Genomic DNA, 21,856 nt, shown 5'->3' with positions numbered 1-21,856 from the left:
CCGTCGTCCGCGCATGGATCAGCGATGTGTTAGCGATGCCCGCCGCGCCAAGCCATAGCGGATTGGCGCCACGACCGTACGGGCAGAAATCAGCCGGTGCACTGGTAGGTGAACGACGGCATCGACGCGGCATGGATCGTCAGCGCGCTCATCGAATCCGCGACGATCGCGAGCGCGCCGGGCGTCGTCGTGCCGCGCGGCGTCAGCACGCAGTACGGGGTGTCCTGCCAGGCGCGGCCGAAGCGGATCGTGCACGCAGTCGTACCGCGCCCGAGCGTGACGGTGCCGGCATTGTCCGACCCGCGGATTGCCGCCCCGCTACCGCAGCCACCCAGCGTCGGCGCGACATAGCCGGGAACGCCTTTGCCCGACTGGGTCAGGTGCCCCGCACCATCGACGACCAGCCCGGGCACGCGGATCGCCGCGCCGGCGAAGCGGACGCCCGACCAGTCGATGCCGTAACCCGCCCGCGCCGCGCCGGCGCCCGATTGCCCGGCCTGCCCGCCGATCAGCGTGCCGTCCGGCGCGATCGGCCAATAGGCGCCCGAATTGCCGAACGCGATACCCTGGCGCCAGCCCACCGCACCGCGCGTGTTGATGATGTTGAGCGCGACGTCGTCCTGCGCGCCCGACACCGTGCTGTCGCCGGCCTGGATGATCGACAGCCCCAGCTTCTGCGCCATCGACGATCCAGCCTGCGCGGTCACGTCGATCTCCGCCCCGACGATGCCGTACAGGTTGGTCGCGCCGGGTGCGGCGAGGACGTTGGGATTGATGCCGAACAGCGACCCGCTCGATGCCGCATAGGTCGTGCCGCGCCCGCCCAGCGGATAGGCCGACCGGGTCGTGAAGAACCCGCTGACATAGGCAGGAAAGGACGTGCCCGGCGTAACGCCGGTCGGGGCCGCCTCGATCGCCATGTGGCCGTGCAGCGCGTTGCGGCTGCCGCTGGCGCCCTTCAGGACGGTCGACTGCACGTTCAGCGCATCGAGCATGGTGGAGGGGTGTGCGGTGCGCAGCGTGTCGCTGACCCCGATATGGTTGGCCCAGAGCGCCGTATCCGCCGGCGCGCTCGACGCGCCGTCCAGCGTTTCCTGCACCCACAGCCCGGCCATGCCGGCATCGCCCGCCGCGCGGCCCAACCAGGTGACTTGCGGCGTAGTGCGGACCGGTGCGGAGGCGGAGCCCGTCACTGCGGTCGGCGTGCGGCGCTCGACTGCGGTCTGCGCCGACACGATCGACGCCGCCGCGCACACGATGCACAGCGCCAGATAGATGTAATCCCGCCGGATCATGCCGCCGCGCCCCCTTCGACAAAGGCCGCGACCGTGCGCCGGATGCCCTCGTCGAACGGCGTGGCGGCGCTCCAGCCCAGCAGCCGCGCCGCCCTGGTGCAATCGAGCACGTTGCTGCGCGCATCGGTCGGGCGGCCGGGTTCGAAGACGATGTCGAAGCGGCGACCGACCGCCGCCTCGACCGCGCGCACCACCTCGATCGTCGTGCGGCCCTGTCCGGTGCCGATGTTGACCGTCTCGCGCATCGGCGGCGCATCCAGCGCCGCCGTCACCGCACCACACAGGTCGTCGATATAGAGATAGTCGCGTTCGGCCTGTCCGTCGCCGAAGAGGATGATCGGCAGGTCCATCGCCTGCCGCTCCAGGATCGAGGCGATCAGGCCCTGGCCCTTGCGCAATGTCTGTCCGGGGCCGAACGGGTTGGCCGCGCGCAGGATGACGTGGTCGGTCGCGGTGTCGCGCGTCAGCATCCGCAGATAGTGTTCGACCGTCAGCTTGGTCGCGCCATAGGATACCAGCGGATCGGTCGGATGATCCTCGGCGATCGGTACGCTGACCGGCGTGCCGTAGACGGTCCCGCCCGACGACAGGAACAGGATGCGCGCGACACCGCTCAGCACGCAGGACTGGGCAAAGCTGATGTGCGGCAGCACATTGGTCGCGACATCCTCGACCACGCGGGCGTTGCCGAGCGCCGGACTCGACGAATTGACCAGGTCGATCGCCTGCTCGATGCCCTGCAACGTCGCATGGACCGACAGCGCATCGCGGAAATCGACGATCCGCATCTCCACCGCACCACCGACGATCCGGTCGTAATCGGCCGGGAAGGCGCGACCGAGCGCGACGACGCGGCGCCCCTGCTCCAGCAGATGGCGGACGACCGCGCGGCCGATGAAACCGTTCGCCCCAAAGACGCCGATCACGCTCTAGCGGCCCAGATCGGGGATATAGCTGGTGGCATAACCATATCCCGCCTCCTCGCACACCACCGGCACTATCCGTTCGAAGGCGTGGAGGATCGTACCGTCGCCCGACAGCGGCTCGGGCGGCATCTCGGCTTCCTGAAAATCGGCGCGGACCAGCGCGTCGAGCGCGGCGGTGCGGGCCCAGAACATCGTGCCGGCGGGAAATTCGATGTGCCGGGGCACGGGGCGTCGCAGACCCATGCGTCGCGCGAGCACGGCGGCGCTCTCCACGTTCTTTTCCCAGCCCACCAGCCAAGCGTTCTCGGGGAACACCAGGCCGAGCCCGGGGTCGTCGCGCATCGCCTGCACGATGACATCGGCCGCGGCGTGGGTCGGGCCGAGCAGATGCTCCCACAGGAACCGCCGCCACCGCTCGCCGAAGCCGGGATCGGCCGCCTCGGCATGGACGGTGCGCTTGCCGTGCACGTGCCCGACGATGTCGTAGCGGCCGTGCAGATGCGTGGCGAGCACGCGGAGGAAGGCGTAGATGTCGCGCCCGACATTGGGACCGTTGTCGATGACGACATCGCCGTCCGCATAGCCGGCGGTCGCGTCGCGCAGCACGTCCGCTGCCGCCTCGCTGGTCGTCGTCAGGAACAGGTCCGCGCGCAACCGGTTCGCCGACAGCGCGGTCAGGAAATCGGCGATATTGTCGGGATAGTGGAAGTGGCCATGCACCGCGACCCGGTCCGCCGCAGCGTCGCCGTCCGGCGGATAGCGGTCGTCATCCTCTTCCGCCACGGCCAGATCGGGACGCAGCACGCGGTGGGCCCAGCGACCCACCGGAGCCTCGCGCTCGAGATAATGCGCCAGCGGGTCGCGGCTGCCGTCGCGCGGGAAATCGGGCGCTTCCATGCCGTAGATGAAGGGGTGAAAGCCCGCCATCGGCCGCCGCAGGATCGCACCGAACACCGGCGGCGAGGCGAAGTTCAGATGCTTCGTCGCAGCGATATAGGCCGCCGCCGACGTGTCCGCCGCTGCCGCATGGTCGGGACCGAAGTAGAGCGTCGGGTCGAACGCGTCCGTCGCGGCGATGATCTCGGCATCCCGCCGCGCGGCCTCGTGCCGGCGCGCCGCGCCGCGCCCGATCTCGTCGAGAGCGCCGGCATAGGCCTCCAGATTGAACGATCGCTGTGCAAGTTTCTGTATCGCGGCACCCGTGCGGTCGCGCATCGCCGCATCGCGGGCGAGCGCGGCGATGCGATCGGCCGCCGCGCCACTGTCGAGATGCGGTGCGACCAGCGCCGCGGTATCGGGGTCGCCCGCCAGCATCTCGGCAATGCCCGATGCCTGGTCGAAACAGACGACGGGAATGCCGCGCACCGCCGCGTCGATCGTGATGTTGGGCAGCGGGTCGAGCCGCGAGCTCAGAAGCAGCGCATCGGCGCGATCGTAGACGGGGGCAAGGTCGTCGACCGCGGGAAAGAACCGCAACCGGTCGCCGAGCCCCGACCGCCGGACCTGTTCGCCGACCAGCGCGGCATATTGGGTGCCGATCGCGTGTTCCCAGGTCCCGATCCAGACGAAGCGGAACGCGACGTCGGGATGCCGCGCGGCCAGCGCCGTGGCGGTCGCGACGAAGACGTCGATCCCCTTGCGCATCTCGACCGCACCTAGGCCGATGACGGTGAAGCGGGTGGTGTCGGCCAGCACGTCTGTCAGCGTGGGGCCTGCGTCGTCGTCGGGCACGAAGGGCGCACCGAAGGCGCGCGGCACCTGTCCGTCCGCGAACGGTGGGATGGTGCACGGCCCCTGCGGCAGGATGTAGCGGGTCTGCAGGCGCACTTCGCGAAAGGCGTCGAACGACGATTGCTCGACGATCCGCGCCGGGAAGACGAGCGCCGCGCAGGCCGCGTAGAAGTCGTTGCGCAGGGTCGGAACGGCACCGGGCCAGAATTCATGGACGAGCGCGACGACCGGCACGTCCTGGCGCCCCAGCGGGATCGCGACCGGCCAGGTCTCCACGCTGTTGGCGATCGCATAGGCCGGCGCATAGACCGCCTTCAGCCGCTCGGCGAACCGCGCCATTTCCGCTGTGTCCGCAACCATCGCCGGCGGCGGTGCGGCGACGACCGCGGCGGCGACATCGCGCAGTGCCGCCTCCAGCGCGCCGCCCCGGTGCAGCACCACGACGACATCGCAAGCGGAGGACAACGCGCGCACCAGGTTCCAGCCCAGGATCGGCGCGCCGGTATAGGTCGCCTCGTGCAGCAGCAGCAGGACGACCGGGCGCGTGCCGTCGGTGTCCAGCGGTGGCATTGGCTGGTCGATCAGCCAGTCGCGGTGCAACCGACCTTCGCGGCGGCCATGCGCCTCGTAATGCGCCAGGCGGTTGACCGGGGTGGACGCGACATCGGGGTTGCGCGCGGCATAGTCGGCAGCCGCGAACCCGGCCGAGGGGCTGAGCCCGGTACGCTCGCCCGTCACTACATAATGCAGTGCCGGTCGGGCGATTACGGCATCGGCGGACAGCTGTTCGCGATACCGGTCGGCATCGAACAGCGGGGACGCCTGCACGATGCCGGCAGCCTCGTCGGCGCGAACGATCGCGGCGCGCAACGCATCGATGTCGCGCGGATATTCGGCCCTGACCGCGTTCGACACGCGGTCGTCGTCCAGCAGGCCGCCGATCGCGCTCCAGCGGTCCTGCGGCACGCGGTCCTCGCCGGTACGGACGCGGGCGATCGTTCCCATCCAGGCCGCCAGATCGTCGTCGAGCGGGGCCAGCATCACGTCATCGACGACGACGGCCCCGCCATCGCCCAAGGCGATCAGCCGCGCGAATTCCTCCGACACCAACAGGGACGTGATGATCGACAGCAGGGGCAGGCCGGACTTCTCCGACACATCGGCCGGCGTGTTCGGCCCCCGCGCCAGGAACAGCCGGTAGCCGTTCTCGACATCGCCGTCGCTGGCCGGGCGGTCGGGGTCGATCAGATGCAGTGACTGTAGAATTTCCGACACCCGTTCCCGTCCGACCCGGCGGCGACCGTGCAATCTGCCCGCTGGCCTGTCAACGATGGCGGGATCGATGGCCTTGCCCGTTTGACATCGGCTTCGTCGCCATGTGACCAAGGCCGAAACGTCATAGTCCCGGGGTTCTTCGATCGTGCAGTCCACAGAGACGGAACAGGTGCCGTCCGCAGATTGGGCGGCGCTGTCGCCGCGCCGACAGGCCATCCTTGCACGGCTGATCGATGCAGCTTTCTATGCCGCGCAGGCCGGGCTCGACCCGACCGACAGCGCCGCGCTTGCCACGCATTACGTCGATACGGGCTGGCGGGACGGGCTCGATCCGTCGTCGACGTTCCAGGCCGCGCGCTATTCCCGGGCGACTCCCGGTATGCCGACCGACCGTAATCCGTTCGCCTATTATCTGTTCGACGTGGTCGGCGAGGATCTGGTGGCCGATGCGCTGGGCGACATATCGGTTGCCGACATCGCCCGGCTGCGCGCGCATTTCGATGCCGCCTGGTATCTGGAAACCTATCCCGACGTCGCCGCGTCGGGCAACGACCCGTTCGTCCATTACATGACGCTGGGCTGGCGCGAGCGGCGCGACCCGTCGGCGGCCTTTTCGACCGGTGCCTATAGCGACCTGCACGCCGATGTGCGGACGTCGGACACAAACCCCCTGCGCCACTGGGTGCTGCATGGCATCGCCGAGGGACGATCGGACGGCCGGGCGATGCGGTCGGCGCTGACCGGGTGGGACGATCTGGGCACGATGCAGCAGACCGTGCTGACGCGGATGGTCGCACTCGATTACTACCGTGTCCACATCGACGGCGCGGAGCCGGGCGACCCGCAGGCGCCGGCGCGGCAGGTCGCCGGCGGGCGGGCGCGGGGCGGCTATGTCACGCCGTCCTTCCACGCCGCCCGCTATGCCGCGACCCGCCCCGACCTGCGCGACACGGGCGAAGTCCCGTTCCTGCATTACCTGTTTCGCACGGTCGGCGAGGATATGCTGCGCGACCTGTTCGTCGGGCAATCGCCGGCCGTGCTGCACGCGCTGACCGACCATTTCGACACCGACTGGTACCTCTACAGCTATCCCGACATCGAAGCATCGGGCCAGGATGCCTTTATCCACTTCATGACCGTCGGATGGCGCGAGGGGCGCGATCCGTCGCAGGATTTCTCGACCAAGATCTACCTGCTGCGCTACGCCGATATCGCAGAGGCCGGGATCAACCCGTTCCTCCACTGGGTCGGGTTCGGCAAGGCGGAGGGGCGGTCGGGCATGTCCTCGGCCAACAATTTCCGCAGCCGGCCCTATGCCCCGGTCATCACCGCGCTGCTGGTCAACGATGCCGCCGACCCGCTGACGGCGGATGCGATCACCGCGGTGCTGGCGCAGAGCTATGCCAGGATGGCAGTCATGGTCGCAGGCGACCCGCTGGCCGACGACGCGCGTGCCGCGCTCGACGCCGGGCTCGGACGCCGCGGCGACATCGATCTGCTGACAGTGCCTGCCGACGAACCGAATGTCCTGGAGCGCGCTACGGCAGCAGCGACCGGCGAGTTGCTCTGGTACGTGCGCGGTCGTGCGGTCCACGACACCGCCTTCCTCGCCCGCCTGGCATCGAGCTTCGCCGACGGCAGCGTGCAACTCGGCTTCGGCCGATGCCTGACACCCGAGGACGCCGACTATGCCGTCTCGGCCGAGGAACTGGCGCGGCGGATGGAGGGGTGGTCGCGGCATCCGACCACGCCCGCCGCGCTGTGGTTCGCCGAGCAGTTGCGCGCAGAGACGCTGACCGCGGACCAGCCCGGCTTCCTGTGGCGCCGCCGGACGCTGCCGGCAGAGGCATGGCACGAGGCCGCGGCATCGCGGCACTTGGGACTGTGGCACCTGTTCCTGCACATGGCATCGGGCGGGCAGATCGCGACCGTCCGCGACGCCGTGCTGCGCCTGCCGCCGACTGCGACACCGCGCGCCGACATCGATGTCGCACAGGACATCGACCGACTGGCGGGCGCGGTGCGGCTGTTCTGGGGTACGCCCGATGCCGACGGTGTCGCGGGGGGGGCGGGGCGAACCAGGCGACACGTCCTGATCGTGACGCACGGCATCTTTGCCGGTGGGGCTGAAAATCTGCCGATCCAGCTGGCTAACGCGCTCGCCGCGCGCGGGCTCATCGTGTCGATGCTGATCTTCAAGACCGAGCTGAATCCGGAAATGCGCGCGACGCTCGATCCCGGTTGCTCGATCTACGAGGCCGACTGGGTCATGGAATATGGCGCCGACGCGTTCCTGCGCGATATCGGGTGCAGCCTGATCCATTCGCACGGCGTCATCGGCGAGATGTTCTTCTATCGCCTTTGCGAAGACCCGCTGCCCGCGCCCTATGTCGCGACGCTGCACGGGTCGTACGAAGCCGCATCGGACAAGGAACTGCCCGAGACATTCATCGCCAGGATCGTCCGCAACGTCGACCTGTTCGTCTATACCGCCGACAAGAACCTGGGGCCGCTGCTGCGCCACGACGTCGCGCCCGACCGGATCGTCAAAATGATCAACGCGATGCCGGTCGATCCCGCGCCGTTCCCGCGGACGCGCGCCGAAATGGGAATCGCCGAGGATGCGGTGGTCTTCACGCTCGTCGCGCGCGGCATCCGCGAGAAGGGCTGGGCGACCGCGGTGACGGCGTTCAAGGCGGTCCAGGCGCGCCATCCCGACCGCGCCATGCACCTGTGCCTGGTGGGCGAGGGCGACGAGCCCGACCGGCTGATGGTCCGCCACGGCGACGATCCGTCGATCAGCTTCCTCGGCTTCCAGCTGCGCATCCACGGCCTCTACCGGATGACCGACGTCGCGATCGTGCCGACGCGCTTTGCCGGCGAATCCTTTCCGCTGTGCATCATCCAGGCGCTGCAGGTATCGACCCCGGTCATCGCCACCGATGTCGGTGAGATCGCCTCGATGCTGGAGGTGGACGGCGTGTCCGGCGGCATCACTGTTCCCTACAGCCTGGACGACCGCCGGTTCGATGCCGGCTTTACGGAAGCGATGGACCGGCTGATCGACGACGGGGCGCGGCACGCGCTGGCGCAAGGGGCGACCGTCCTGGCGCGCACCTATGACATGGATGTCTTCACCGACCAGTATGTCCGCCTGTACGAGGACGTGATCCACCGTTTCGCCGACGATCGAAAGGACGCCGTGTCGTGACCCTCTATCTCGTCAGCTTTGCCGACCGCCTTGCACAACACGCCGACGCCACCCGCGCCGAGCTGGTGAAATGGGGCGCGATCCGCCTGTGGGGCGAGGTGTGGGTGGTCGACATGGACCCGACGCCCGAGGCGCGCCTGCCGGGCTTCCTCCAGACCGAGGCAGCGCTCGCCATCCCCTTGCAGGACAGCGGGATCGTCTTTGCGATCGGACGCGCGGCGGGCATCGACGTGCAGCTGGCGTATAGCGAGAAGATCGCGCCGTTCCTGTCCTCGACCCCGCCTGCTGCGAGCGATCTGGCCGAGGTGCGGTATCGCAATGGCGGGGAGGCGGTCTTCGCACCCGCGGTGGATCGCTACCTGACCGAACGCCAGACGATCGTGCGCGCGAACGACCTGTGCCGGATGATGGCGGGGCATGGCAGCGACAAGGGGATTGGCTGGCACACCTACACGCCGTTCTACGACGCGCTCTTCCATACACTGAAGAACAGCGCCACAGCGGTGTTCGAGATCGGCCTGGGCAGCAATGACGAGGACATCGCCTCGAACATGGGGACGCACGGGCGCCCCGGTGCATCGCTCAGGGGCTGGCGCGACTATTTCCCGCACGCGCAGATCTACGGTGCGGACGTCGACCGCAAGACGTTGTTCACCGATGCGCGCATCGCAACCTTCTTCGTCGATCAGTGCGACCCGGCAAGCTTCGACGCGCTGTGGGCCGACACCGGCGATGTCCGGTTCGACGTCTTCGTCGACGATGGGCTTCACACGCCCGAAGCGGCGCGGATCACCTGGGACAAGGCGGCGGAGCGCGTCGCCCCCGGCGGCTATTATGTTGTCGAGGACGTGCTGCGCGAAAACCTGGCCCCCTACCTCGACATGGTCTCGGCCACGGGCTGGGCGGCGATGTCGATCGACATCGCGCACGCCGCGAACATCTACGACAATTGTCTGGTCGTCGCCAAAGCGCCTTGAAGACACTTTCGACACGAACGGCAAACCGCCCGGCGACGACATATTTTTTCACGTACCATAGCCAGGTAAGCGTATTTCGAACCTGCCGGATGGGAGCGGTACCATCGTGCCGACCCTGTGGGTCACACCCATGGCTTGGCCCAACCCGCTGTAAATATACAACAATACGGCATCCTTCCGCTGCGATCGGAATTTTCGAGACATTGTCGGATTGGACGGGTTCGCCGCTTGACCGCAGCGGTTCCGCGATGAATACCTAGTACATCGGGGGCAATCCAAACGGATTCGACCCTCAAGATTTGCGCCGCGTAAAAGTGACGACGCGGCCAGGGGATACAGGGGATCATCATGGGCAACTCCAAAATCGCAGGCACGCAACCGTCGGACGACGTGGTCATCGGCATCCACGAGCCCGACACCTGGGTCCGCCCCGCGACGACCGATGATGCTCCCGCAGCCGCTCCCAGCGGGGTCGGCGGTGCCTTCTCCGGCACGCCGGGCGCCGTCATGGGTGTCGGCACGCTCGACAACCTGTCCGGCCTGGAACCGGCGCACACGACCATCGTCCAGGGCTGCAGCTGCGCGATCTGCCAGGGCCTGGCAGAGCAGGCCAACACCAGCGGCGTCAAGGACCTGAACCCGCTGGGCGCCAATCCCGATGGCACCTTCATCGGCACGCTGCTGCCGCTGGTCACCAATCCGGACGGCAGCCGCTCGATCACCGGCAACCGCAACGTCGATGCGACGCTGATCGGGTCGAAGTGGGGCACGCTCAACCTCACTTACAGCTTCCCGACCGCCGGCACGAACTACACCGGCAGCACCGCGCTGACCGCCGGCGTCGACAAGTATCACATCGACCTCGGGCCGCAGCAGCAGGCCGCCGCCCGCGCGGGTCTCGCCCAGATCGCCGCCGCGACCGGCCTGCGCTTCACCGAGATCACCGAAACCGACACGCTGCACGCCAACATCCGCATCTCGCAGACCGGCAGCAACGGCGTCGGCTCGGCCTATGGCGGCTTCCCGTCGGACAAGCTGAGCGCCGCCGGCGACATCTGGTTCGGCCGGTCGAACCAGCCCTATTACGACCTCGCATTCAAGGGCACGTGGGGCTATTCCACGATGCTGCACGAAATCGGCCACACGATGGGGCTGAAGCACGGGCACCAGGATTACACCAACAGCGACCTGTCGTTCTATTTCGGCGGCTTCCCGCGCTACGGCACGCAGGCGCTGACGCCGGACCGCGACGGCCAGGCCTGGTCGCTGATGACCTACACCCCGGCGCCGGGCACCACCGGCTTTGCAGGCGAAAAAATCAATCAGCCGCAGACCTACATGCAGTATGACCTGGCGGCGCTGCAGTACATGTACGGCGCGAACTATGCGACCAACGCGACCGACAGCGTCTACACCTTCAGCCAGACGACCGGCGAGATGTTCATCAACGGCGTCGGCCAGGGTACGCCCGCCGGCAACAAGATCTTCCTGACGATCTGGGACGGTGGCGGCAACGACACCATCGACCTCAGCAACTACACGACCGGCGTGACCGTCGACCTGCGTCCTGGCGAATTCTCGACCTTCGACGCCAATCAGCTGGCCAACAACACTGCGTACCAGAATTTCGAGACGCTGGCGCCCGGCAACATCGCGATGTCGCTGCTATACAACAACGACGTCCGCTCGCTGATCGAAAACGTCAAGGGTGGCGCTGGCAACGACGTCTTCGTCGGCAACATCGCGAACAACATCTTCGATGGCGGCGCCGGCAGCGACACGGTCATCTTCAACAGCCAGTTCGGCATCGTCGCCACGCTGAACGACACCGGCGCCGACGTCGTCGTCAACCACGGCACCGAAACCGACACGCTGCGCAACATCGAGAACATCCAGGGCTCGTCGAACGACGACATCCTGCGCGGTAACAGCCAGAACAACACGCTGAGCGGCGGCAGCGGCGGGCGCGACAACCTGGCCGGCGGAGGCGGCGACGATCGCCTGATCGGCGGCGGCTTCACCGTTTCGAACACCGCCACCATCGCGAAGGCCCAGTCGGAGTCGAACCTTTCGATCGCCACGGCGATCAACCCGCAGGCGCGCAACGCATATACCCTGCTCTCCGATGCCAACATCACCAACTCCACGACGACGCCGCACGCCACGATCAACGCGACGGCGACCGGTGACGGGCTGGAATATTATCGTGTCGATGCCACCGCCGGTGCGTCGGCGATCTTCGATATCGATTTCAGCAGCATCGACACCTGGATCGAGCTGGTCGACAGCAACGGCGTGCTTCTGGCCCAGAACGACGACAATGCCGCCGATCTTGGCAGCTCGACCGGCAACAGCTACCTTACCTACACGTTTGCGACCGCGGGAACCTATTATATCCGTGTCGGTCGCTGGACGGCGAACGACGGAACGAAGGCCGAGGCTCTGGTGGCGGGCACCACCTATACGCTGCATATGTCACTCAGCTCGGCAACGGTGAACACGTCGCCGCTGACGGCGACCAACACCAGCAGTCTGGTGGCCGATGGTGGTGACGGCAACGATTTCATCATGGGCACGCTCGGCAACGACGTGCTGATCGGCGCCGGTGGCAACGATACCGTGTCGTATGCGACCGCGTTCAGCAACAACGGCGTCGGTGTTACGGTCGACCTCAACCTGCAGGTCGGTCAGGTCCAGAACACCGGTGCCGCGGGCAACGACACGATCAACGGGTTCGAGAACCTGATCGGTTCGCAGTACAACGACACGCTGACCGGCGATGCCAACAACAATGTGATCGAAGGTGGCCTCGGCAACGACACCATGTTCGGTGGTTTCGGCAACGACACCGCATCCTATGCAGGGGCGACGTCGGGCGTGACCGTCAGCCTCGGCCTCCAGGGCAGCGCGCAGAACACGATCGCGGCCGGCATCGACACGCTGGCCGGGTTCGAGAACCTGCTGGGTTCGGCGTTCAATGACACGCTGACCGGCAGCGCCGGCGAGAACATCCTGACGGGTGGCGCGGGCGACGATACGCTCAACCCCGGCACCACGGTCGCGGGCACCGTCGATATCCTTGACGGCGGCACCGGTTCGGACACGGCGTCGTTCGCCGGGCTTACCGGCGGCGTCACCGCGACGCTGAACGGCTCGTCGGACGGTAACGCCAGCATCGCCGGTGCGGCGATCGCGATCCTGCGGGGCATCGAGAACCTGCGTGGCAGCGACAACAACGACGTCCTGACCGGCGATGCCAACGCCAACGTCATCGAAGGCGGTCTGGGCGACGATACGCTCAACGGTGGTGCAGGGGTCGATACGCTCGCCTTCACCGGTACCGGTGCGATCACCGTCAACCTGGCGACGACGACCGCGCAGAACACCGGCTACGGCAACGACACCATCTCAAACTTTGAGAACGTCCGCACCAACGCCGGCAACGACACCATCATCGGCAACGATAGCGACAACACCTTCTTCGATGGCGGCGGTAGCGACAGCTACAACGGTGCCGGCGGATCGGACACGGTCGATTATTCGAATTCGACCACGTCGGTCACCGTTAACCTGAACACCACGACCGCCCAGACGGTCGGCACGTTCGGCGGTTCCGACACCTTCGCCAACATCGAGAACATCACCGGTTCGGCGACCGCCACCAACACGCTGCGCGGCGGCGACACCACGGCGAACCGTCTGGTCGGCGGCGCGCTGGCCGACTTCATCATCGGCAATGGCCTCAGCGACACGCTGATCGGCGGCGCGGGCAACGACGTGATCTTCGGCGACTATGTCAACACGTTCAGCACCACCGACGGCATCGCCGACGGCAACGACACGCTGGAAGGCGGCGCCGGCAACGACACGCTGGTCGGCGGCATGGGCAACGACACGCTGCGCGGCGGCGACGGCGACGACGTCATGGTCGGCGGCATCGCCAACGGTTCGATTTCCGGCCTGACCGCGGTCTATACCAACGATGGCGGCAACGACACGTTCGACGGCGGTGACGGTACCGACCTTGCCTATGCCTACTACACCGACCGTGCCGGCGGAGTCAGCTTCGACCTCGGCAATCTGGCCGGCAACAGCGCGATCACGATCGATGGTGTCGCCAGCGGTTCGTTCATCAGCGTCGAGCGCGTTATCTTCCGCGGCGGCACCGGCGGTGACAACGTGCGCGGCGGCGGCACCCTCGATACGCTGATCGGCAATGCCGGCGACGACGTGCTCGATGGCTGGTACGGCAACGACACGCTGTCGGGCGGCCTCGGCAACGACCGGCTGATCGGCGGCGAAGGTCTCGACACCGTGACCTATGCCAATGCGACCGCGGGCGTGACCGTCGACCTGCGCCTCGAAGGCGTCGCGCAGGACACCGGCGGCGAAGGCATCGATACCCTGTCGGGCATCGAATATGTCACCGGCTCGGGTTACGGCGACACGCTGCGCGGCACCGATGACTTCAACCTCATCATCGACAATGCGGTTGCGGTGAACACCGCCGCGCTCGCCCAGACCGACGCGCTCTACGGCTATGGCGGCAACGACAGCATCTTCGTCACCCGCGCCAACCTGACGACCGCCGGCACGGCAACGGCGGCGACCAACATCCTGATGGATGGCGGCGACGGCGACGACTTCCTCGAACTGCGCGGCGGCACGTTCACCCTGGGTCTGGCGGCCAACAACGACGGCCTGATCGGGCAAACCTATCTGGCGCTCGGCGCGACCTCGAGCGATCGTAACCTCGACGTCGTCACGGTCGATGCCGGGGCCGGTAACGACCGTATCATCCTGACCGGTGTGGCTAGCGCCACGATCAACGCAGGCGCCGGCAACGACACACTCAGCATCAGCATGCGCGGGGCTGCGGGCGTCAACAACCACCTGATCACGCTGGGTTCGGGTTCGGACGTCATCCAGCTGGGCGTCGGCACCAATGCGGCGACCTCGACCGAAGTCGCGGCCACTGCACGCACCAACCGCGTGACCGACTTCACCGGCGGCACCACCGGCGACCGGTTCGAGATGACCAACTTCCTGAACTTCGGTCTGAGCGGCTACACTGCGAACAGCAACGCGTTCGCCAGCGGGCACCTACGCCTTGTTCAGTCGGGCACGGCGCTGCTGCTGCAGGTTGACCGTGACGGTGCCGGCATCCTCAACGACTTCGTGACCATCTTCACGATCGACAACGGCTATACCGGTGGCTTCACCGCCTTCAACTTCGATGGCTTCATCGGCAACCTGACCCTGACGGGTACGGCGGCTGACGAGACCATCACCGGCGCAACCGGCAACGACGTGCTGAGCGGCGGCGACGGCAACGACGTGCTGATCGGCCTGGGCGGCAACGACACGCTCGACGGCGGCAACGGCGACGATCTGCTGCGCGGCGGTAGCGAGGACGACATCCTGATCGGCGGCGCCGGCAACGACACGGCATCGTACACTGATGCGACCGGTGGCGTGACGGTTCGCCTGGGCTTCACCGGTGCCCAGACGACCGGCGGCTCGGGAATCGATACCCTCAGCGGGATCGAAAATCTGATCGGCTCGGCGTTCAACGACGTCCTGACCGGCGACGACAACGACAACGTCATCGAAGGTGGTGCCGGCAACGACACGCTGGTCGGCGGCCTCGGCAACGATACGCTCTCGTATCGCTCGGCTACGGCGGGCGTGACCGTGAACCTCGCGATCGTCGCCGCACAGTCGACCGGCGGTGCCGGCATCGACACCGTCAGCGGGTTCGAGAACATCATCGGTTCGGCGTTCAACGATGTCCTGACCGGTGACTCGAACGTCAACCGGATCGACGGCGGTGCCGGCAACGACACGATCGCCGGCGGTCTCGGCAACGACATCCTGATCGGTGGCGACGGCATCGACACGCTGTTCTACGGCAACCTGACCAACGGCGTGCAGATCGACCTGACCGCGGGCACGGCGATCGCCGGTGTCGAGGGTGGCCTCGACACGATCTCGGGCTTCGAGAACGCGATCCTGGGTTCGGGCGACGACCGCTTCATCGGCAATGCGCTCGACAACTTCGTCAACGGCGGTGCCGGTGCCGATTACATGAACGGCGGCCTCGGCAACGACACCTATGTCGTCGACAATGCCGGCGATGTGGTCGACGAAGCAGGCGGCGGCGGCAACGACACGGTGCAGTCGAGCATCAGCTACGTGCTCGGCGCCGGACTGGAAAACCTCGTGCTGACCGGCACGGCCGCGATCAACGCGACCGGCAACGACGCCAACAACTACATCCTGGGCAACGCCGGCCGTAACACCCTGTCGGGCGGTGCGGGCGATGACGTCATCGCGCTGCAGGCGGGTCCGACCGCGATCAAGCCCGACGCCGGCTTCGACCGTGTCGACGGCGGCACCGGCAACGACCTGCTGTCGCTGGGCGGTTTCCGCTCGGACTACAGCGTGCTCACCAGCGGTGGTCGGACCTACATGGTCACCGCACGTGGCGCGACCGAGGTCACGGGCGTCGAACAGGGCAGCTTCGCCACCACGGCCGCGCAGTCCTGGTCGAGCATCGTCTCGAGCACGACGGCGTTCAACGGGCTGAGCTACATCGCAGGCAACGCCGACCTGCGCGCCGCCTTCGGGACCAATGCCGCAGCCGGTGAGCAGCACTTCGCCCAGTTCGGCTTTGCCGAGGGTCGCGCGCTGTCGTTCAATGCGCTCGACTACATCGCCTCGTACAGCGATCTGCGGGCGGCCTTCTCGGCCAACGTCAATGCCGGTGCCCAGCACTTCATCCTGAACGGTGCCCGTGAAGGTCGTACGGTCACCTTCGACGGGTGGAGCTACCTGGCATCGCACGGCGACCTCATCCGGGCGTTCGGTGCGAACGAGACGGCGGCGGCGACGCACTACATCCAGAACGGTGCACGCGAAGGTCGCCTGACGACCTTCGACGCGACGGCCTATGCGGCCGCCAACGCCGACCTGGCGGCGGTGTTCGGCAACGACAAGGAAGCGCTGGCCCGTCACTACGTCCAGTTCGGTTTCGCTGAGGGTCGCTTCACCGGCACCACGACGACCACCGCCACGACCACGACGACCACCACGGCGGCGCCGGATGCACCGTCGAGCGACAGCCATGTGAGCCCGGATGCGTTCGCCGATACCACGCTGGATCACGATCCCAGCCTGCTGGCGGGCAAGAGCTGGTTCGGCGCGATGCCGGACCACTTCCTGGCCGGGCACGAACTGTCCATCATCGCCTGAGGCGATGGGCAAAGCCCTATCGATAGACTACGGGCCGGCGCTTTCCCAAGCGCCGGCCCTTTTCTTTTGTCTCTGCAAATGGCCGGTCCAGGCCTGGTCCGACGATGCGGGAAGCGAGCGGCACCGGGCACAGACCGTTGCTGACAGGTTGGGTTGGGTTGGCAATCGGCTATCGTGCCGCGCTGACGGTCACAGATCCGGTACGGCATCGCAGGTCATGGTGTCGCCGGCGCAAGCCCGACCGCCGCGTCAGACCTCGCGCTGGCCGTCCGACAGGCCGATCACGCGGTCGCAGGCGGCCAGCGTTTCGTCGCGGTGGGCGATGACCAGGATCGTCGCGCGCGGCAGGGCCTGGCGGATGCTGGCGATCACCGCCTGTTCGGTCGCGACATCGATCGCGTTGGTCGCCTCGTCCAGGATCAGCAGCGCGGGGTCGCGCAGGATCGCACGGGCCAACGCGATCCGCTGGCGCTCGCCCCCCGACAGGCGTGCGCCGCGTTCGTCGACCGGCGTATCCAGCCCGGCGGGCATCGCCGTGACCAGCGCGGCCGCACCGGCCCGCTCCAGCGCGCGCCACAGGTCGGCGTCGCCCCGCGTCTCGCTGCCCCAGGTCAGGTTGCGGCGGATGCTGTCGTTGATCAGGTAGGAATCCTGCGCGACATAGGCGAGGCGCCGGCGCCAGTGCGCCAGCGTCGCCGGCCCGAGCGGCACGCCGCCGATCGTGATCCGGCCCGCATCGGGTTCGAGCAGCCCGGTCAACAGGTCGACGAAGCTGGTCTTGCCCGTCCCCGACGGCCCGCTCAGCCCGACCATCTCGCCCGGCGCGATCGCCAGGTCGAGCGCGGTGAAGACAGGCTGCGGCGCGCCGGGATAGCGAAAGGCGACGCTCTCGAACCGGATCGCGCCTGCCGGCGCTTCCTGTGCGGCGGACCCGGTCAGCAGCGGCGCGGCGCCGCCCAGGTCGTCGTGCAGCGTGCGCAGCGCGGTAAAGGCCGGAAGCACCCCGAACAATTGCTGCACGTTCAGCTGCAGCATCCGCACCGGCCCGCTCATCCGCACCAGCACGACGAGCGCGGCGAGCAGGGTGACGGTCGAGACACCGAACCCCACCGCGGCAAAGATCACGCCCGCCCCCAGCAGCGAGGCGATGCTGGTCGAGGCGATCGCGACGTGCGACTGGAACCGCTGCTGCGCGTCCTGTTCGGCCCGCAAGGCGGCGCTTTCCGCCTCGATCTGGCGCACGAACGGGTCCGCCATGTCATGGGCGACCGCCAGCTTCAGCCCGCCCATGAACTGCGCGGCCTCGCCGACGATGCGAAAGGCGAAGCGCGCGGTCGACTTGCCGGTGATCGCCGCGCGCCGCGACAGCGGGATCAAGAGCAGGAGCCCCAGGAGCGCGAGCACGACCATCAGCCCCGTCACCAGCGGCGACAGCACGAGCAGCAGGATCGCCTGCGTCACCAGCATGATCGTCGCGGCCATCATGTGCATCAGGATCGAACACGCGATCGACAGGCGGCCGATCTCGCTCGACAGGATATGTGCGATCCGGGCGTGGCGCAGCCGGGCCAGCGCCGACCAGCGCGCGCGCGCCAGGTCGCGGACGACCATCAGCCGGCGATGATCGACGAAGCCGAGCGACAGGTCGGACATCATCCGGTCGCGCCGTGCGAGCACGACCGCACGCACCACGACGAGCAGGCAGAACGCCGCCAGCATCGCCGCCAGCTGCTCCATCCGCGTGTCGAGCCCGAGTGCCGCCAGCTGCTCGACGATCAACCGCTGCCATCGCCCGCCGCTGTCGGGGGCGAGCAGCGAGAAGACGGGTATGAGCAGCGCCAGGCCGACCCCTTCCAGGAACCCGCCGAGGATCATCAGCAGCACCGTCGCGCCGAGCCGGCGGCCGCCGAACCGCAGGAAGTCGGCGACCAGCGACCAGCCCTCGACCAGCAACGGGCGCATCGCGCGGATCATGCAGCGGGCGGGCGGGGGAGGCGGGAACGCGCGATCATCACGCAGACCATGAAAGCCGCGACGCGCGCGCGCAAGGCGGGAGCGGCGGTATCGTCCGGCTCAGGGCAGCGGCCGCATCGCGCCCAGGAACCAGCCCGTATAGACGCGACGCGGACCGCCGCGGGTCACCGGCTGCACGCGGTGTTCGATATCGTCGGCGACATCGAAGATCAGTGCGCTGCCCGGCCGGTCGTGGCGATGCGTCGTCAGCAGGCGCTGCGATGCGACCTCGCGCAGCTCGAACAGGCCGCCGTCATATCCGGTGTCGGACAGGTCGATGGTGATCGCCAGACGACGATCGACATTGCCGCGATCGTCATGCCAGTCGAGCGCGTCGATCCCGTTGGCTCGCGCCTGGATCACCCGCCCATCGACACGGGTCAGCGGTCCGCATCCGGTCACCGCCTCCAGCCAGCGCAGCATGGGCGGCCGCGCGAGCGCGATCGTCAAGATAGCCCCGACCCGGGACGGGGACTCGATCTCGCGCGAACCGAGCCGGTCGACATGATCGGGAACGAAACCGCCAACCCGGCAAAGACCGATCAGCCTGTCCAGAAAGTCCGGATCGATTAGGTCGGCGCACAACACTGCACGATGGCGCGCAAAGGTGGCTGCACAGGTTTCGGGCGGCGCGAACACATCGGTTCCGAGCGCACCGACCGAGACCGGTCGCACATCGGACGCGGACAAAAGGGCGTCCACGCTCATCGGCACGGACACCCTTTTGTCATCGCGACGAAACGACGCGGCACCTTATGCCAGCGTCGCAGCGACGGTCCTTACGACTTCGTACAATCGACGAAACGGCCGCCGTCGCCACCACGGTTCGGGAAACCGGCGGTTTCGTTAACGTCGAGCGTCCGGATTTCCGGCTCGATCCAGACTTCCTTCTGCGTGGTCATTGCTTCGGTCATGCTAAAAGGCCCCTGTTGCCCCATCGGATCATGTGGGCGAAACCTTAGTGTTTTTTTCATCATTGTACAGACGCGATAGTTCCCGCATCTGCACAACTCGGACCACATCGACCGCATCGCCCTTGCCCCGATGCCGCCGGGCGACGATCATCCACAGAAGCGGCAAGGAAAAAGGCCATGATGCCAGGGGATGTCCGCACCGTACGCGGGTTTAAGGATCTGTGGGCGAGCATGACCGGCGGGGCGCCGCCGGCGCGTGCCGTACCGCTGCGGCCCTTGCTCGATACCCTGGGACTCGGCCTCGAACAGGTGATGACGCAGCTGGCCGGCCGGCCGACGTTCGATGCCTTTGCCGACTGGGCGCAGGCGACCGCGAGCAACGGCGACGATGCGGCGATCGCGCGCTACACCGCCTGGTACGACGGCGCCGACCCGCCGCGTGCGGAACGCGCCCGCCAGGCCGCGGTGATGGCGCAGGATCCCGTCTTCTCCGCCGACGATCTCGCCGCCTGGGACCGCGACGGCGTCGTCGTCCTGCGCCAGGCGATCACCGCGGACGAGGCGGCGGCGATCGCCGATCACCTGTGGGCCGTGCAGGACGCCGTGCCCGACGATCCCGCGACCTGGTACCGGCGGCGCGAGAACGGCATCATGATCCAGCGCTTCCAGCATCCGGCGATGGACGTGCCGCGCCGGGCCCCCCGCATCCACCGCGCCTTTGCCGAGCTCTACGGCCATGCCGACCTGATCGCCTCGACCGACCGGATGAGCTTCAATCCGCCGGTCAGCGCGACCTATCACTTCCCCGGTCCGCACCCGCACTGGGATGCCAATCTGGCGCCGCCGATGGCGTTCGAGACGCAGGGCATCCTCTACCTGACCGATACCGCCGCCGACCAGGGCGCGCTGCGCGTCGTGCCGGGTTTCCACCACCGCCTGGCGGCAGGCTGGCTCGATACGCTGGAGGGCCGCGATCCGCGCGGAATCGACCTGTCGGACCAGGCCGTGCCGATCGCCGCCGGTGCGGGCGACCTGGTGATCTGGCGCCAGGAACTGCCGCACGGCGCCAGCCCGAACACCGCCGCCGTTCCCCGGCTCGCGCAATATCTCACCTTGTACCCGATGCGCTGGCCCGACGAGCGGCCCTGGCTATAGCGTATCAGGCGGCGCTGATGATCAGCGTGTCGCCCAGCACCCGGACATCGGCCAGCACCTCTTCCCCGGCCACCGTCTCGCGCGGCGCGGCGAGCGCGTGGACCGGGATCAGCCAGTGCGCGTCCGCGTGCGCGAAGGGCGGGCTTTCGTAGACGACGCCGTCCCCGAAATCGATCCGCAGCCAGTGCGCGATGCCATCGACACGCCCGCCGGTGGAGGTCAGCGCGATACGTTCGGCCGGCACATCCATCGCGCCTTCGAAATCGATCGCGAGCGCCGACACCGGGTCCGACCGCAGCGCGACATGCGGCTGCGCGCGGGGCGACAGGTGGCGGTCGGGCCGGGTGAGCACCGCAAAGGCCGACAGGTCGAAGCCGAGCACGTCGTCCAGGCCCGGACGATCGAGCCGGTCGAGCCGCTCGTGCATCACGAGCGCACAGCGCAGCCCCGCGCGCGGCGGCACGACCGGCGCACCGGGCACGAGCAGCCGCGCGCGCGCGTCGCGCAGCGAGGGCAGGACACCTTCCTCGACCAGGTCGTCACCGAAGATCTCGGACACCAGCAGATCGCAACGCGCGGGCAGGTCGACGCCGATCTGCAGCTCGGTCGATCGCTTGGCGACGACGGTGATGCGGTCGGCGAGGCCGTTGGCCGCGACGATCTCGCGCGCCGCCGCGGCGATGACCGGATTGGCCTCGCACGTCACCACTTCGGCACCTGCACGCGCGGCAAGCAGCGCCAGCAGCCCGGCGCCGGTGCCGATGTCGAGCACGCGCATCCCCGGCGTGACGAGACGTGCGATCGCGGCGGCGTAACAGGCGTTGCGCGCGCCGTCGCGCAGCATCCGCAGGTGAAACTGCGGCACATCCTTGGTCAGGCAGCCGCGCACCAGATCGCGCACCGCAGTGTCGGCGGGTGCGGCGGCCAGCGCGGCGCGGCCCAGCGCATAGGCGTCGGCGTGCTGTCCGCGCGCGACCAGCACCCGGCACAGCAGCGCCATCGCCTGCGGGCGCCCGGCGAGCCCGGGATAGCGCGTCAGGATATCGTCGCTCACCCGTACCTCCCCCAGCCAACCGGACGGGTCCTAGCGTGCGTGCGGACAGGG

11 protein-coding genes are annotated in these 21,856 nt (G+C 67.9%); 4 read left to right on the top strand and 7 right to left on the bottom strand.

Annotated elements, in window-relative coordinates; genetic code table 11:
- Positions 1 to 89: 89 nt before the first annotated feature.
- The 3 genes from ASE86_RS12415 to ASE86_RS12405 are packed head-to-tail and all read right to left on the bottom strand — an operon-like array spanning position 90 to position 5,227.
- Positions 90 to 1,295, bottom strand: coding sequence for a hypothetical protein (locus tag ASE86_RS12415; protein ID WP_056427412.1), 1,206 nt, complete (start codon positions 1,293 to 1,295; stop codon positions 90 to 92).
- Positions 1,292 to 2,221, bottom strand: a complete 930-nt coding sequence (locus ASE86_RS12410) for an NAD-dependent epimerase/dehydratase family protein (RefSeq protein ID WP_056427409.1) — start codon at positions 2,219 to 2,221, stop codon at positions 1,292 to 1,294. The genes ASE86_RS12415 and ASE86_RS12410 overlap by 4 nt, the downstream gene beginning before the upstream one ends.
- Before the next feature lie 3 nt (positions 2,222 to 2,224).
- Positions 2,225 to 5,227, bottom strand: a complete 3,003-nt coding sequence (locus ASE86_RS12405) for a rhamnan synthesis F family protein (RefSeq protein WP_056427406.1) — start codon at positions 5,225 to 5,227, stop codon at positions 2,225 to 2,227.
- 145 nt (positions 5,228 to 5,372) lie between these two features.
- Between ASE86_RS12405 and ASE86_RS12400 the strand changes: the two genes are divergently transcribed.
- From ASE86_RS12400 to ASE86_RS12390, 3 genes are all read left to right on the top strand, one after another.
- A complete protein-coding gene (locus ASE86_RS12400) occupies positions 5,373 to 8,438 on the top strand; it encodes a glycosyltransferase family 4 protein (protein ID WP_235524097.1) in 3,066 nt (1,021 codons plus the stop codon).
- Complete coding sequence (locus ASE86_RS12395; protein ID WP_056427398.1) at positions 8,435 to 9,415, top strand: hypothetical protein; 981 nt, start codon at positions 8,435 to 8,437, stop codon at positions 9,413 to 9,415. Before ASE86_RS12400 ends, ASE86_RS12395 begins: the two co-directional genes overlap by 4 nt.
- Before the next feature lie 348 nt (positions 9,416 to 9,763).
- On the top strand, positions 9,764 to 16,669 hold the full coding sequence (locus tag ASE86_RS12390) for a M10 family metallopeptidase C-terminal domain-containing protein (RefSeq protein ID WP_056427394.1): 6,906 nt from the start codon (positions 9,764 to 9,766) through the stop codon (positions 16,667 to 16,669).
- A 249-nt stretch (positions 16,670 to 16,918) separates the two neighbouring features.
- On the opposite strand, the gene ASE86_RS12385 is transcribed toward ASE86_RS12390, so the two are convergent.
- The 3 genes from ASE86_RS12385 to ASE86_RS16635 all read right to left on the bottom strand — a co-directional run bounded on the left by ASE86_RS12385 (position 16,919) and on the right by ASE86_RS16635 (position 19,596).
- Entirely contained in the window at positions 16,919 to 18,643 is a 1,725-nt protein-coding gene (locus ASE86_RS12385; RefSeq protein ID WP_056427391.1) for an ABC transporter ATP-binding protein, read from the bottom strand.
- Between the two features lie 99 nt (positions 18,644 to 18,742).
- Positions 18,743 to 19,132: a 2OG-Fe(II) oxygenase gene (locus ASE86_RS16230; protein ID WP_162233337.1), complete on the bottom strand. Its 390-nt coding sequence runs from the start codon at positions 19,130 to 19,132 to the stop codon at positions 18,743 to 18,745.
- 329 nt (positions 19,133 to 19,461) lie between these two features.
- The gene (locus ASE86_RS16635) at positions 19,462 to 19,596 is read right to left on the bottom strand and encodes a hypothetical protein (RefSeq protein WP_268795324.1); all 135 of its coding nucleotides are present in this window, start codon (positions 19,594 to 19,596) and stop codon (positions 19,462 to 19,464) included.
- A gap of 177 nt (positions 19,597 to 19,773) precedes the next feature.
- On the opposite strand from ASE86_RS16635, the gene ASE86_RS12375 reads away from it, so the two are divergent.
- Positions 19,774 to 20,751, top strand: coding sequence for a phytanoyl-CoA dioxygenase family protein (locus ASE86_RS12375; RefSeq protein ID WP_200911543.1), 978 nt, complete (start codon positions 19,774 to 19,776; stop codon positions 20,749 to 20,751).
- Positions 20,752 to 20,755: 4 nt separating this feature from the next.
- Here the strand turns inward: ASE86_RS12375 and ASE86_RS12370 are convergent, their stop codons facing one another.
- The gene (locus tag ASE86_RS12370; RefSeq protein ID WP_056427384.1) at positions 20,756 to 21,805 is read right to left on the bottom strand and encodes a 50S ribosomal protein L11 methyltransferase; all 1,050 of its coding nucleotides are present in this window, start codon (positions 21,803 to 21,805) and stop codon (positions 20,756 to 20,758) included.
- Between the last annotated feature and the right edge of the window lie 51 nt (positions 21,806 to 21,856).

Source organism: Sphingomonas sp. Leaf33 (assembly GCF_001421785.1).
Classification (GTDB): Bacteria; Pseudomonadota; Alphaproteobacteria; order Sphingomonadales; family Sphingomonadaceae; genus Sphingomonas.
Note: the sequence above shows the minus strand (reverse complement) of the source record. Positions and strands in the feature narration are given on the sequence as shown.

Excerpts from the sequence above, each read along its gene's own strand:
- ASE86_RS12375 (WP_200911543.1), top strand. The coding sequence starts at position 19,774 with ATGATGCCAGGGGATGTCCGCACCGTACGCGGGTTTAAGGATCTGTGG.
- ASE86_RS12415 (WP_056427412.1), bottom strand. The coding sequence starts at position 1,295 with ATGATCCGGCGGGATTACATCTATCTGGCGCTGTGCATCGTGTGCGCG.
- ASE86_RS12385 (WP_056427391.1), bottom strand. The coding sequence starts at position 18,643 with ATGATCCGCGCGATGCGCCCGTTGCTGGTCGAGGGCTGGTCGCTGGTC.
- ASE86_RS12390 (WP_056427394.1), top strand. The coding sequence starts at position 9,764 with ATGGGCAACTCCAAAATCGCAGGCACGCAACCGTCGGACGACGTGGTC.
- ASE86_RS16635 (WP_268795324.1), bottom strand. The coding sequence starts at position 19,596 with ATGACCGAAGCAATGACCACGCAGAAGGAAGTCTGGATCGAGCCGGAA.